Origin of the sequence: Microvirga sp. 2TAF3 (genome assembly GCF_052114965.1) — a bacterium.
Classification (GTDB): Bacteria; Pseudomonadota; Alphaproteobacteria; order Rhizobiales; family Beijerinckiaceae; genus Microvirga.
The window spans coordinates 159578-174051 of the sequence record NZ_JBFRFT010000002.1; the positions used below are offsets into that span (position 1 = coordinate 159578).

Sequence of the window (14474 nt, forward strand, 5' to 3'; positions counted from 1 at the left end):
GTTTCACCCTCCAATCAGCCGTAGATCGGGAAGCGACGGGTCAGTTCGTGCACCCGGTTCTTGACCGAGGCCTCGACGGCCGCATTGGCTTCCTCGCCATGCTTGGCGAGCCCGTCCAGAGCCTCGACGATCAGTTCGCCGACCCTGCGGAACTCCGCGACGCCGAAGCCGCGCGAGGTGGCGGCGGGGGTGCCGAGGCGGATGCCGGAGGTCACCATCGGCTTCTCGGGATCGAAAGGCACGCCGTTCTTGTTGCAAGTGATGTGGGCGCGGCCGAGCGCAGCCTCGGCTGCCTTGCCGGTCAGCTTCTTCGGACGCAGATCCACCAGCATGAGGTGATTGTCCGTGCCGCCGGCGACGATGGCATAACCGTTCGAGAGCATGGTGTCGGCCAGCGCCTTGGCGTTCTCGACGACGGAGCGGGCATAGAGCTTGAATTCCGGCCGCAGGGCTTCGCCGAAAGCCACGGCCTTGGCCGCGATGACGTGCATGAGCGGGCCGCCCTGGAGGCCGGGGAAGATCGCCGAGTTGACCTTCTTGGCGATGTCCTCCTCGTTGGTGAGGATCATGCCGCCGCGCGGGCCGCGCAGGGTCTTGTGGGTCGTGGTGGTGACCACATGAGCGTGCGGGAACGGCGACGGATGGGCGCCGCCGGCCACGAGACCGGCGAAATGCGCGATATCGACCATGAAGAAGGCGCCGACCTCGTCCGCGATCTCGCGGAAGCGGGCGAAATCCCAGAAGCGCGAATAGGCCGAGCCGCCGGCGACGATCACCTTCGGCTTATGCTCGCGGGCAAGGCGCGCCACCTCGTCCATGTCGATGATCTGGTCGCTCTCGCGCACCTTGTAGCTCACCACGTTGAACCACTTGCCGGACATGTTGACCGGCGAACCGTGGGTGAGATGCCCACCGCAGGCCAGATCCAGGCCCATGAAGGTGTCGCCCGGCTTCATCAGCGCCATGAACACGGCCTGGTTGGCCTGGCTGCCGGAATTCGGCTGGACGTTGGCGAACTTGCAATCGAAGAGACGCTTCGCTCGCTCGATGGCGAGTTCCTCCGCCATATCGACGAACTGGCACCCGCCATAATAGCGGCGACCCGGATAGCCTTCCGCATACTTGTTCGTCATCACCGAGCCCTGGGCCTCCAGGACGGCGCGAGAGACGATGTTCTCGGAGGCGATCAGCTCGATCTCCTCCCGCTGGCGGCCGAGCTCGAGCCCGATGGCGCGCGCGATCTCGGGATCGCTGTCGGCAAGGCTCGCCGAGAAAAAGCTGTTGGACAGATGGCTGCGTGTCGCTTCACTCGCGCTCATGATAACCCTCGCCTGCTGCGATTGCCGTTCGAATGTGGGGATTTTCGGTCTTCTAATCCAGCTCCCACGACGATCCGACCTGAAATTGTCTCTGGCCTTTACCATGGCCGGTGGAACCACGCCAAGCCGCATGCGGCGGCTTTCCAAAAGCAACAGCCCGCCTTTGGGGCGAGCTGTTGTCGAAAGCTTATTTCAGGAGAAAAATCAGTTCTGTAGGAACATTTCTTCGTCGGGTTCGTTCGGGACGCGGCTCGCAACCGGGATCGCGCTGCCGAGACCGTCCTTGTTGTAGATGTCGTCGCGGAACTGCACGAGACCGTCCGGAGTCGCCCAGGCGGTGATGTAAACCCAGTAGATGTTGACCGGCACCGCAAGGCGCGTATCGGTACGAGAACCGGATTTGAAGGTCGCGTCGATCTGCTCTCGGCTCCAGCCGGGAGTATCCTTCAACAGCCACTCGATGTAGTCGCGCACGTTCTGCACGCGGATGCAACCCGACGACACGAAGCGGAAATCGTCACCGAAAATGCCCTTCGAGGGCGTGTCGTGCATGTACACGCCATGAGCGTTCGGGATGTTGATGCGCACGAATCCCATGGAGTTGAGCTCGCCACCCGAATCCTGGCGGAAACGGTAGCGTGTCGCCTCGTCCGAAAACCAGTTGACCTGGCTCGGGCTCAGCTCCTGCCCCGCGCCGTTGAAGATACGAATCTTGTTGTCCGTGAGGTAGTTCGGCTCCTTCTGCATCTTGGGGATCAGATCCTTGCGGATGATCGATGCCGGGACGGTCCAGAAGGGGTTGAAATTGATCTCGACGACCTTGGAGTTGAGCAGCGGCGACTGACGGTCGATCTTGCCGACGCCCGCCGCGTGGCGCGTGTGGACGGCGCCGTTTTCCACCGTCTCGACAAGAGCGGCGGGGATGTTCGCGACCACATAGCGGTTGCCCAGGTTGCCGGAAAAGCTCCGCAGGCGGACGAGGTTGATCTCGAGCTGGCGGGTGCGGATGTCGACCGGGACATTCATGGCCGCGACGGTCGCGGCGGTCATGGTGCCCGTCGAGCTGAGGCCATGGCGGGCCTGGAAGCGGCGAACGCCTGCCTCGACATAGGAATCGTAGATCGGTGACTCGCCGGCGGCGGGGTCGAGATCACCGGTAATGATCAGGCGCTGGCGCAAGGCCATCACGGCCGGGCTCTTCACGCCGACGCGCAATCCGTCGGCGCCGCGAACCGGCTGCCAGCCGCCGCGGGCCGAGATGCTCCGATATTGTTCGATCATCTGCTCCGTCGCGGCCAGGGCGTCGGGCGACAGAATGGGAGTCGAGGTCCGCGCCACGCGGGTCCGGGAAACCGCCTCGTAGTTTTGCGACCACTCGGCCTGATTCTGGGCGAATTGCTGAGCCAGAGCCGCAGCCGGAGTGAAGACGAGGGCGAGCGATCCTGTCAGAAGGTTACGGCGAGACAACATGAGCGCAGGCTTTTCCGGTTGTTTAGAGGGACAAGGCGAAAGCAGAGGAACCAATTCCATAACCACTCTCAATTCCAGCAAAAAATGCCGGGATTGGATTAAGGAACGGTATCGAAAACAAGGAACATCGGGGCCGTTTTATGGCAAAATTCGACCGCCGGAGGCCCTTACCCGTTCAATACCGCCTGAGGATGTGTCTAATTCGTGAGTGTGTGATTATGGATACACTATTCCGTGATCGCCGTCGGAAAAGACGACTTTTTTCCTCGCGCCAAACCTGAAGAAACCCCGGCAAATCATTATTTCCAAATATATTCAGGCCTTATTTCTCCTGCGCCCCGAGCCACGAAATTCCGAGATAGACCACGACAAGGGTCAGGAAGAAGGCAATCGTCATGAGGCCGCTCGAAACGACATTCGGGAAGAACGCCGCCAGAATCAGATGGCTCATGACAGCCAGCAGCCACATGATTCCCCCCCAGGTGCTCCCCATCCACAGGCCTACGGCGGCGATGAGGTCGATCAGGGCGAAATAGATGACGGTGGCCTGATAGCCGGTCGTGCGCCCCTCGAAATGGCCGATGGGCGTCCAGATCCCGAGGATCACCGCCCAGGCGCTGAGCCCCTTCATGATCCAGAGAATGGCCAGGACACGCATGAACCAGGTGAGAATGAAGCTCCAGCGCATGACACCGGGTGGCGTCGGGCGCTCCTCGATGCGGTCGGAGGCGTAGTCCTTGGCCAGGTCGAGGGTGCTCTTCTGGCTGGTCGCGCGGGCCATCAGGAAATCTCCAGTTCATGGACGCCAAGGCTGGCGAAGTACCCTTCGATAGCGGCTTTATCGACCGCGTCCAGAGTGGCCGGCTGCCAGTGCGGCTTTCCGTCCTTGTCGACCAGGGTCGCCCGCACGCCCTCATAGAAGTCGTGCCCCTCGGCGATCCGGGACACGATTCGAAACTCCGTCTTCATGGCCCCCTCGAAATCGAGAGCCCCTCCCCGGCGCACCTGCTCGAAGGCGATGGAGAGGCTCGTCGGCGATTTGGTCCGCATGGTTGCGGCGAGCCCGGCAGCGAATTCCGAGCCCTCCGCGGCTGCCTTGTCGAGACGCTGGAGAATGGCAGGAACGCTCTCGGCGGAAAAACAGGAATCGATCAGACTTTCATGGACCGACAAGGGCGCAGGTCCCGGATCGACGGAGGCCTTCGACAAGGCCGCATCGACAGGCTCGCCGGCGATCAGCGCCTCGCGCAGAGCGTCGATCTGGCCGCTCTCCACCGCATGGGTCGCCAATCCGAGCATCATCGCATCGGCACGGCGGATACGATCGCCGGTCAGGGCGATATACATGCCCATCCGCCCTGGAAGCCGTGGCAGGGCATAGGTCGCGCCGACATCGGGGAAGAACCCGATCCCGACCTCGGGCATGGCGAAGAGATAGCGTTCGCCTGCCACCCGATAGGAGCCGTGAAGTGAAATTCCGACGCCGCCTCCCATGACGATGCCATCGATCAGGGAGATGTAAGGCTTCGGGTAGCGCTTGATCAGCGCGTTGAGCTGATACTCCTCGCGCCAGAAGGCCAAAGCCTCCTCCTTCTCGCCCACACGGCCGAACTCGCTGAGGCGGCGAATGTCACCACCGGCGCAGAAGGCTTTTTCGCCCGCGCCCGTCACGACGATCCGTGTCACTGCCGGATCGGTGGCCCAGGCGTCGAGTGCCCGGCGCATCTCGCGCACCATGCCCAAGGTGAGCGCGTTGAGCGCGCGCGGTCGGTTGAGCGTGATCAGGCCCGCCTGTCCCCGCTTCTCGCAGAGGATTTCGGCATTCTCGTCCATGCGGGCCTCCTTCATTGCTCATCGCGGCTTAATCAAGGGGGGCGGCGAAGGTCAATGCAAGCCTGGCCGGCAGCTTTCTCCACTGCAACCCTCTCATGCGACGCCGGACCCTTTTTTAGAGTTCTTAAAATGTGCTAACCCTTTGACATCAGCCGGCGGATCGAGGCCGGCCCCGGATCAGGATCCATGTCGAAGCTGTCTTCCTTTCCCCGCCCAGCCGCACAAGAAGCCTCCGCGTCGTCCCTGTCTCTGGCCCACCGCCCGCGACGCAACCGCAAGGCCGAGTGGTCGCGACGGCTGGTGCGCGAGAACGTGCTGACGGCGGACGATCTGATCTGGCCGGTCTTCCTCATCGAAGGAGCGAGCGGGCGCCATGCGGTGTCCTCCATGCCCGGCGTCGAGCGCCTGACGGTTGCCGAGGCCGTGCGCGAGGCCGAGCGGGCGGCAGAGCTTCGCATTCCGGCTATCGCGCTGTTCCCCAACACCGATCCGTCCTTGCGCGACCCGACCGGGTCGGAGGCGCTGAACAGCCGCAACCTCGTCTGTCGCGCCGTGCGCGAGATCAAACGCGCAGTGCCGGAGATCGGCGTCATCACCGATGCGGCGCTCGATCCCTATACGAGCCACGGCCATGACGGCGTGATGCAGGACGACCGCATTCTCAACGACGAGACCGTGGCGCTGCTGGCCCGCCAGGCCTTGCTCCAGGCCGAGGCCGGCGCCGACATCATTGCTCCGTCGGACATGATGGATGGGCGCGTTGGCGCCATCCGTCAGGCCCTCGACGAGGCGGGCTTTCAGGATGTGCAGATCATGGCCTATGCGGCGAAATACGCCTCCGCTTTCTACGGCCCGTTCCGCGACGCCATCGGCACCAACGCCACCCTCGTCGGCGACAAGCGGACCTATCAGATGGATCCGGCCAATACCGACGAAGCCCTGCGCGAGGTCGCCCTCGATCTCGATGAGGGCGCGGACATGATCATGGTCAAGCCGGGCCTGCCCTATCTCGATGTCGTCCATCGGGTGAAGGAAACCTTCGCGGTCCCGACCTTCGCCTATCAGGTCTCCGGCGAATACGCGATGATCGAGGCCGCCGCCCGCAACGGCTGGATCGACGGCGAAAAGGCGATGATGGAAAGCCTGCTCGCCTTCAAGCGCGCCGGGGCCGACGGCATTCTTACCTATTTCGCCCCACGGGTTGCCGAGAAGCTGAAGGCGCAAGCCTGACGTCCGGGCCCCCGTGATGCGTGCAGGCTTGACCAGGGCATGGCGGTTCGCCGTGCTTGCCTTGGGCCTGGGCCTCCTGGCCGGATGCTCCTTTTCCACCGACGCGGAACAGACGCGAGTTTGCCGGATCACCCTGCCCGCCCTCAATCCGGGGGCGCGGATCACCGTTCAGCGGGTCGAGAAGGGCGCGACGCCGCAAAGCCTGCGCATCCTCTATTCGGCAGAATATCCTGGCCGGCCGCTCCTCGACCGGTTCGCCATCTGCCAGTTCGCCGCCGAAGGGCTTTCCCCCAACAAGGCGGAACTGACGGGCCTTGCGACGGAGGAAGGCCCGATTTCAGGCGCCAGCCTCTATCTTCTCAAGCATTACTACATCGATTCCCCGGAGGGGATCGCAGGAGATCCGGGCAGCCCGGCGAGCACGGAGGTCGCCGAGGTTCCCGATTCGCTCGCCTATTTTCTGCAGCAATTCGCAACCAGCCTGCCGCGCACGGCCATCTACGCGCTCCTTGCCGTCGCCTATGCCCTGGTCTTCGGCCTGAGCGGCCGCATCAACCTCGCCTTCGGAGAGCTGGCGGCAATCGGCTCGGCGGCAACCATCGCGGGCGCCTCCATCGCCATCGCATCCGGAGTGAGTTCTCCCGTCCTCGGGCTGGCGGCAGGCCTGCTCGCCGCGCTGTTCGCCGGCGCGATCCACAGCGCCGTCGGCGGGTATTTCACTATCGGGCGCATACGAACCGTCAGCAACCAGCCGAGCCTCATCGCGACGGTGGGGCTTTCGCTTTTCCTGATGGAATACCTACGGCTCGTGCAAAGCCCGGTCACCGTCTGGCTGCCGCCTATCTGGTCCGAGCAATGGCCCGTCGCCCGCGCCGGGAACTTTCTGGTGGCGCTGACACCCATTTCCCTCATCACGTCGGGCATCGGCCTCGTGGCGGCCTTGACCCTGCTCTGGCTCATGAAGGCCACGGGATTCGGCCTGTCCTGGCGGGCCTATGCGGACGATCAGCGCGCTGCGGCGCTGTTCGGTGTCGATGGTGGACGCCTCCTGATCCAGACCCTGGCGCTCGCGGGAGCCATGGCTGCGCTCTCAGGCATGCTGATCGTGGCGCAATATGGTGGCCTGGGCTTTGCGGGCGGCTTTCAATACGGATTGAAGGCCCTGATCGCCGCCGTCATCGGCGGGATCGGCTCGATCCCGGGAGCGATGCTGGGTGGCGTTGCGGTAGGATTGTTCGAGACGGCCTGGTCGGCTTATCTACCCATCGAGGGCCGCGACATGGCGCTCTACGTCGCCCTGGTCGTATTTCTGATCTTTCGTCCGGGCGGGTTCCTTGGCATTAAGGATATAACCCCCCGCTCCGTCTGACGGATAACCATAAAACCGGAGGAAGCCTTGGCAGATTTTGCCATCACCATCGACGACGTGAATCGTGCCGCAGCGATAATCCGGGGCCAGGTTCTGCGCACGCCCCTCGTCCCCTCGCCGCGCCTGTCGCAGCTCACGGGCGCCACCGTCTGCGTCAAGCACGAGAATATGCAGCCGACCGGCTCGTTCAAGGAGCGCGGGGCGGTCGTGAAGCTCGAAAGCCTGACGCCCGATGAGCGCAAGCGCGGCGTCATCGCCATGTCGGCGGGCAACCATGCCCAGGCCGTGGCCTATCACGCGCGACGCCTCGGCATTCCGGCGACCATCGTGATGCCGGAAAGCGCGCCCCTGGTGAAGGCTGAAAACACCCGCGCCTATGGCGCCCGCGTGATCCTCCATGGCGAAACGCTCTACGAATCTGCTGACCGTGCCCGCCAGATCGCGGCGGAGGAAGGCCTCGTCTTCGTCCATCCCTACGACGACCCGAAGGTCATGTCCGGTCAAGGCACCATCGCCGTCGAGATGCTGGAGGATGCGCCGGAACTCGACCAGATCATTGTCCCCATCGGCGGCGGCGGCCTGATTTCCGGCATCGCGGTTGCGGCCAAGGCCTTGAAGCCTTCGATCGAGATCATCGGCGTGGAAGCGGCGCTTTATCCGTCGTTCCAGAATGTCATCAGGCACGAGGATCGTCCCATCGGCGGGGCGACCCTGGCGGAAGGCATCGCGGTGAAGGCCGTGGGACAGCTCCCGCTGCCCATCGTCAAGGAACTCGTCTCCGACATCATCCTGGTCGAGGAGCCGCTGATCGAGCGCGCGGTCAATGCCTATGCCACCTTGCAACGGACGATGGCCGAAGGTGCGGGCGCAGCCGGCCTTGCCGCCATGCTCTCCCAGCCGGAGCGGTTCCGCGGCAAGCGCGTCGGGCTCGTGCTCTGCGGCGGCAATATCGACGCGCGGATCCTGGCCTCGGTCATGGTGCGCGAACTCGAACGGGATGACCGCATCGCCTCCTTCCGCATCACATCGAACGACAGGCCGGGTCTCCTCGGTCGCGTGGCCAGCCGTCTCGGCGAGCTCGGCGCGAATATTCTCGAGGTTTCCCACGGCCGTCTCTTCCTCGACGTCCCGGCCAAGGGCGTTTCCATCGACATCACTATCGAAACCCGCGACAGGAAACATACATTGGAGGTATTCGAAGCCCTGGCGGCGGACGGACTCGCTCCGAAACGGATCGATTCACATTGTCTGTCTGAATCCGCCTACTGAGAGGAGTTGCCGATGGCCATTCAGCCTATGCCGATGGTGAATCGGAGCGCCTATGCGGTCGAGCAGTATGTGACCGAAGGCGTCATCAGCCGGCGTTTCTGGGCCTATCTGATCGACCTGATCGTCATCGCGTTCTGGATCGTGCTGGTCTCCGTCGGCATCTTTGTGTTCGGGCTGATGACCCTCGGGCTCGGATGGGGATTGTTCTTTCTCCTCCCCCTCACTGCCATGACCTTCATCATCTACAATGCCGTGACCATCGGCGGAGTGTCTCAGGCCACGGTCGGCATGCGCGCCATGGGTCTTCGGGTCGTCAATCCGGATACGGGAGGCCCGGTTTCGATGCTTGCGGCGGCCGTGCACGCCCTGCTCTTCTACGTGGCGATCTCCACTTTCCTGCTATGGGCCTGCGACGTCTTGTTCGGTTTCGTGCGCGACGATCGCCGCTTCCTGCGCGACCTCCTGACGGAGATCATGGTCGTGCGCTCTCCGTAAGCGGATAGTGCGGCATTGCGGTCCATTCCGAACGGCCGACTTTTGATGGACGCTCCAGGCACCAATGTTATGCTTGAGTGTTGAGTCTGCGCTCAAGGTTCTTTGATGAGGCTTCCAGCGTGACGAGCCACCCCCGCGACGCACCGCAATTCTATCTCACCTCGCCCTCCGCGTGCCCCTATCTGCCCGGCAAGGAGGAGCGGAAAGTATTCACGCATATCGTCGGGCGGCGCGGACGGGAGCTGAACGAGATCCTGACCCAGGGGGGCTTCCGCCGCTCGCAGACCATCGCCTACCGTCCGGCCTGCGATACCTGTCGCGCCTGCGTGTCGGTCCGCGTCATCGTGGACGAATTCAAGCCGTCCGGAAACCTGAAGCGCATCATCAAGGCCAATGGCGACCTGATCGGCAACCTTCTGCCAAACCGCCCCTCCTCCGAGCAATATTCCCTGTTCCGGCGCTATCTCGACGCGCGCCACGCCGATGGCGGCATGGCTGACATGACCGTGCTCGACTATTCGATGATGATCGAGGACAGCCACGTAGAAACGCGGGTGATCGAATATCGCCGCCGCGGCATCGACAGCGGCATTACCGGCAAGGGCACCGGGGATCTCATCGCCGTCTGCCTGATGGACGAGATGAGCGACGGCCTGTCGATGGTCTATTCCTTCTACGACCCGGAGATGCGGGATCGCAGCCTCGGCACCTTCGTCATTCTCGACCATATCGCCAGGGCCAAGGCGATGGGCCTGCCCTACCTCTATCTCGGCTATTGGGTCGAAGGGTCGAAGAAGATGGGCTACAAGGCGCGCTTCAAGCCGCAGGAGCGGCTTCTGGCACCGGGATGGGTGCGGGTCGACTGAGCTATCGGCCATCATGTTTGCGTGATTCAGGAACACAGAGCCTGCCGAGGCTGTTAGCCTCGGTTATTTCGACAAAAGACGAGCGGGGAGCAGTTCAGGTTTTCGATGGAGAAAACCATGTCCTTTCTGCGCGTTCTCGAAGAACTTACCCCATCGCAACGCAAGGTCGTCACCGCCGCTTTCCTGGGCTGGACCCTGGATGCGTTCGATTTCTTCATCCTGGTCTTCGTCATTAAGGATATCGCGCAGGAATTCTCGGCCAGCATCACGACGGTCACGGTTGCCATCCTCGTCACGCTCGCCATGCGGCCGATCGGAGCGCTCATCTTCGGCTTGGCGGCGGATCGATGGGGGCGACGGCCCACACTGATGGCGGACGTGCTCCTCTATTCCATCGTCGAGTTCGCCTCGGGCCTTGCGCCCAATCTCGCGGTTCTGATCATCCTGCGCGCGATCTATGGCATCGCGATGGGCGGCGAATGGGGCGTCGGCGCGTCGCTGACCATGGAATCGATTCCGCCGAGGGCGCGCGGTGTCGTCTCGGGTCTCCTGCAAGCCGGGTATCCGACCGGATACCTGCTCTCCTCGCTCGTGTTCTTCCTGCTCTATTCGACCATCGGATGGCGCGGAATGTTCTTCGTCGGTGCCGCCCCGGCCCTTCTGGTCCTCTACATCCGGCGGCATGTGGAGGAATCGCCCGTTTTCGTGGCACGCCAGAAGCTGGAGAAGCAGCCGAATATCTGGCAGGTGGTCCGGAGCAATGCGGGCATGTTCGTCTGGTCCGTGCTGCTCATGACCGCGTTCAATTTCTTCAGCCACGGCACCCAGGACCTTTACCCGACCTTTCTCGAGGTCCAGCGCAAGCTCTCGACCCACGAGGTTGGACTGATCGCCATTACCTACAATATCGGCGCGATCATCGGCGGCATCACTTTCGGCACGCTGTCGGAGCGCATCGGCCGCAAGCAGGCCATCGTCATCGCGGCCCTGCTCTCGCTGCCGATGATCTGGTTCTGGGCCTATGGCACAAGCGCCGTTACCCTCGCGGTCGGCGCGTTCCTGATGCAATTCTTCGTTCAGGGCGCATGGGGCGTGGTTCCCGTCCATCTGAACGAGCTGTCGCCGAATGAGGTGCGCGGCACCTTCCCCGGCTTCGTCTACCAGATAGGCAACCTGCTCGCCTCAGCGAATGCCACGATCCAGGCCTATATCGCTTCGCTCTATGGCGGCGATTTCGCCTTCGCGCTCGCGCTCGTGGCAGGAATTGTCGCGATCCTCGTCGTCCTGCTGGCGGGGTTCGGGTTCGAAGCGAAGGGCGTTCACTTCGGCGCTGGCACTCCCGAACCCGCAAAGCCCTGAACCGGCAACCGGCTCTAAAGCATCGGATGAGAGCATCGTTCTAAGCGCAAAACCGGGTCCACTTTTGCGCACGATGCTCTAGAGTCTGATCATGTCGGTTTGAAACATGCTCAGACTCCAGTTTCCTTGTCTTTGCATGATCTTGACGGACAACCGTTCCCACTTGTCCGGATCATGCTCTATCCGAACCGGTTGCTCTTCGGGAAACCCTTCGGCGGCAGGCGGCCTGCTTCGGCGCGGTTGGCGACCCAGTCCCGCAGATCCTCCTTCGCCACGGTCCAGGTGCGGCCCGCGGTATCCTTCCAGGTCAGGCCTTCCTTCAGCTTGAAGGTCTTGGCGTCGGAGACGCCGCCGTCCTTGTAGCGCTGAAGACGCACACCCTTGCCGCGGGTCATTTCCGGAACCTGCTTGATCGGGAAGATCAGGAGCTTGCGGTTCTCGCCGACGATGGCGATGTGATCGCCCTCGGCCTCCGTGCACACCACCGCCTGCGCAGGCGCGTCGAGATTGAGGATCTGCTTGCCCTTGCGGGTATTGGCCGTGACGTCGTCCGCAGGCGCCACGAAGCCGCGGCCGTCGGATCCGACGAGCAGAAGCTTCGAGCCGGGCTTGTAGGGGAAAGCGGCGATGAAATCGGCCCCCTCCTCTAGGTCGACCATGAGCCGGATCGGATCGCCGAAGCCGCGTCCGCCCGGAAGCTTGGAGGCTTCGAGCGTGAAGAAGCGCCCGTTCGTCGCCACGACGATGATCTTCGACGTAGTCTCCGCGAAGAAAGCCGTCTTGAGGCTGTCGTCGCCCTTGAACTGCACGCCGGACAGATCCGCCTGATGACCCTTCATGGCGCGGATCCAGCCCTTCTCGGACACGATGACCGTGATCGGCTCGCGCTCGACCATGGCCTCCGCGAAATCGATGTCGGAGGTGTCCGGCGCTTCCGCGAAGGTGGTGCGGCGTTTGCCTAGTTCCGTCTCCGGTCCGAAGGTCTTGCGGACCTCGCGGATCTCGGAGGTGACCGTTTTCCACTGCACTTTCTCGGAGCCGAGGAGGTTCTCGATCTTCGCCTTCTCCTCCTGCAGGCTCTTCTGCTCGCGCTTGAGCTCCATCTCTTCGAGCTTGCGCAAGGAGCGCAGGCGCGTGTCGAGGATGGCATTGGCCTGAATCTCGGAAAGCTTGAAGACGCGCATCAGCTCCTGCCTCGGCTCGTCATCTTCACGGATGATTTTGATCACCCGGTCGAGATCGAGATAGACGATGAGCAGGCCGCCCAAAATCTCAAGGCGCTTGTCGATGGCGGCGAGACGGAAGCCCGAGCGACGGATCAGGACCTCGCGGCGATGGTCGACCCATTCGCGCAGGCATTCGGCGAGGCCGAGCACTTTCGGTACCTTGCCGCCGGCGAGAACGTTCACGTTCATCGGAACGCGGCTTTCAAGCTCGGTCAGCTTGAAGAGAGATTCCATGAGGATGATCGGGTCGACCGTCTTGGCGCGCGGTTCCAGCACGACGCGGATGTCCTCCGCCGACTCGTCGCGGACATCGGCAAGAAGCGGCAGCTTTTTCTCCTGCAGCAGCTCGGCGATCTTCTCGATCAGGCGCGACTTCGGCACCGAATAGGGAATCTCGGTGACGACGATGTTCCACAATCCCCGGCCCGCATCCTCCTTGTGCCAGCGGGCGCGCACGCGGAACGAACCGCGGCCGGTCCGATAGGTCTCGGCCATGGAGGATGGCGTATCGACGATGATGCCGCCGGTCGGCAGATCCGGGCCTTGCACGAAGGCAAGCAGATCTTCGGATGCCGCCTTGGGATGACCGATGAGATGGAGCGCCGCATCGCACAATTCCGCCGCGTTGTGCGGCGGAATCGAGGTCGCCATGCCGACCGCGATGCCCTGGGAGCCGTTGGCCAACAGGTTCGGGAAGGCGGCCGGGAGCACGACCGGCTCCTCGTTCGCCTGATCGTAGGTCTCACGGAAATCGACGGCGTCCTCGTCGATGCCTTCGAGCAGAAGCCGCGCCACTTCCGTCAGGCGGGCCTCGGTGTAGCGCATGGCGGCGGCGTTATCGCCGTCGATATTGCCGAAATTGCCCTGGCCTTCCGCAAGCGGGTAGCGCTGCGCGAAATCCTGCGCCATGCGCACGAGGGCATCGTAGATCGATTGGTCGCCATGCGGGTGATACTGGCCCATCACGTCGCCGACGATGCGGGCGCATTTCTTCGGCGCCGATTTCGGATCGAGGCGCAAAAGGCGCATGGCATGGAGGATGCGGCGGTGGACAGGCTTCAACCCGTCCCGAGCATCCGGCAGAGCCCGGTGCATGATGGTGGAGAGCGCATAGGCGAGATAGCGTTCCTCCAGCGCGTCCTTGAGATTGATATCTTCAATCTCGCCGCCTGAAGGCGGGGTGACAGGCTTACCCATGGCTGAAAATCCCCAAAAGCGAATCGGTTCTTATGGTTGTAGACGAGAACATAACAGAAACAAACCTAGTCTTCTTCCGCTGTCGCCAATGCGACGAAACGCGCCCTCTCCTCCGGTGCCGCCTGACCCCGGGGATCGAAGACGTTCTGATGCAGGAAGAAATCGGTGAGTGCAAATCCTTCCCGGACCTCGGCGCTGCGCGGCCTGTTGGCCCTGGTCTGGCCGATCAGGAATCCGGGCAGCTTGAGCAGCCGGTTCTTATAGGCCTCGCCCGCCGCAGCGCTCACCGCCCGGCCGCTTTTCGGCGAGACAAAGGCGAGATTTTCGCGGGTCCCGGTTGCGGCGCAGGAGCCGAGATCCAGGCCGAAGCCGAGTTCGGCCAACATCGCCAGCTCGAAGCGGACGAAAAGCGCGGGCGCGAGATCCGGATCGTCCAGATGGTCGACGAGGACGGTCAGGGTCTCGTAAAGCGCGGGATGAGGATCGCGCTCGGGCAGGTATCGCAGCAGGTTGGCCAGGGTCGCCAGACCATAGAGCGCCAGCGGCGAGCCGATGAAATGGGCCGCCCGCATCTCCAGCGCCTCGACGTGATAGATTCCGAGATGCTCGTCGAGGCGCGCGCGCCAAGTCGCCTGCACCCCGTTTCCTGGTTGCAGGACCGGCTGCATGGATCTGGATCGCCCGCCGTGAACAAGGCCGAGATGGCGGCCGTGCTCATGCGTCATCAATTCGAGGATGACGCTCGATTCACCGTGTTTGCGGACGCCGAGCACGATGCCCTGATCGGTCCATTGCATGGGCTGAAACTACTTCTGAAAGCCGGGAATCCTACGAGTTCTAA

At 63.0% G+C, this 14474-nt stretch carries 12 protein-coding genes; 6 read left to right on the top strand and 6 right to left on the bottom strand.

Going from position 1 to position 14474, the window contains the following annotated elements; genetic code table 11:
* Positions 1–14 precede the first annotated feature (14 nt).
* From glyA to AB4Y97_RS03200, 4 genes are all read right to left on the bottom strand, one after another.
* Positions 15–1319: a serine hydroxymethyltransferase gene (glyA, locus tag AB4Y97_RS03185; RefSeq protein ID WP_441997553.1), complete on the bottom strand. Its 1305-nt coding sequence runs from the start codon at positions 1317–1319 to the stop codon at positions 15–17.
* A 204-nt stretch (positions 1320–1523) separates the two neighbouring features.
* Positions 1524–2789, bottom strand: a complete 1266-nt coding sequence (locus tag AB4Y97_RS03190; RefSeq protein WP_441997554.1) for a L,D-transpeptidase family protein — start codon at positions 2787–2789, stop codon at positions 1524–1526.
* A gap of 322 nt (positions 2790–3111) precedes the next feature.
* Positions 3112–3570, bottom strand: coding sequence for a hypothetical protein (locus tag AB4Y97_RS03195; RefSeq protein WP_441997555.1), 459 nt, complete (start codon positions 3568–3570; stop codon positions 3112–3114).
* Positions 3570–4622: an enoyl-CoA hydratase/isomerase family protein gene (locus AB4Y97_RS03200; protein ID WP_441997556.1), complete on the bottom strand. Its 1053-nt coding sequence runs from the start codon at positions 4620–4622 to the stop codon at positions 3570–3572. Before AB4Y97_RS03200 ends, AB4Y97_RS03195 begins: the two co-directional genes overlap by 1 nt.
* Before the next feature lie 186 nt (positions 4623–4808).
* On the opposite strand from AB4Y97_RS03200, the gene hemB reads away from it, so the two are divergent.
* The 6 genes from hemB to AB4Y97_RS03230 all read left to right on the top strand — a co-directional run bounded on the left by hemB (position 4809) and on the right by AB4Y97_RS03230 (position 11210).
* Positions 4809–5852: a porphobilinogen synthase gene (gene hemB, locus AB4Y97_RS03205; protein WP_441997557.1), complete on the top strand. Its 1044-nt coding sequence runs from the start codon at positions 4809–4811 to the stop codon at positions 5850–5852.
* A 52-nt stretch (positions 5853–5904) separates the two neighbouring features.
* Positions 5905–7221, top strand: a complete 1317-nt coding sequence (locus AB4Y97_RS03210; protein ID WP_441997558.1) for a branched-chain amino acid ABC transporter permease — start codon at positions 5905–5907, stop codon at positions 7219–7221.
* A 27-nt stretch (positions 7222–7248) separates the two neighbouring features.
* Positions 7249–8490, top strand: coding sequence for a threonine ammonia-lyase (locus AB4Y97_RS03215; protein WP_441997559.1), 1242 nt, complete (start codon positions 7249–7251; stop codon positions 8488–8490).
* A gap of 12 nt (positions 8491–8502) precedes the next feature.
* Positions 8503–8985 carry an RDD family protein gene (locus tag AB4Y97_RS03220; protein WP_441997560.1) on the top strand — a complete coding sequence of 161 codons (483 nt, stop codon included), beginning with the start codon at positions 8503–8505 and terminating at the stop codon, positions 8983–8985.
* A gap of 119 nt (positions 8986–9104) precedes the next feature.
* On the top strand, positions 9105–9851 hold the full coding sequence (locus AB4Y97_RS03225) for an arginyltransferase (protein ID WP_441997561.1): 747 nt from the start codon (positions 9105–9107) through the stop codon (positions 9849–9851).
* Positions 9852–9968: 117 nt separating this feature from the next.
* The gene (locus AB4Y97_RS03230) at positions 9969–11210 is read left to right on the top strand and encodes an MFS transporter (RefSeq protein WP_441997562.1); all 1242 of its coding nucleotides are present in this window, start codon (positions 9969–9971) and stop codon (positions 11208–11210) included.
* Positions 11211–11389: 179 nt separating this feature from the next.
* Here AB4Y97_RS03230 and parC read toward each other — a convergent pair whose 3' ends face one another.
* Both parC and recO read right to left on the bottom strand, forming a co-directional pair.
* Positions 11390–13633, bottom strand: coding sequence for a DNA topoisomerase IV subunit A (gene parC, locus AB4Y97_RS03235; RefSeq protein WP_441997563.1), 2244 nt, complete (start codon positions 13631–13633; stop codon positions 11390–11392).
* A gap of 65 nt (positions 13634–13698) precedes the next feature.
* Positions 13699–14430, bottom strand: a complete 732-nt coding sequence (gene recO / locus AB4Y97_RS03240; RefSeq protein WP_441997564.1) for a DNA repair protein RecO — start codon at positions 14428–14430, stop codon at positions 13699–13701.
* Between the last annotated feature and the right edge of the window lie 44 nt (positions 14431–14474).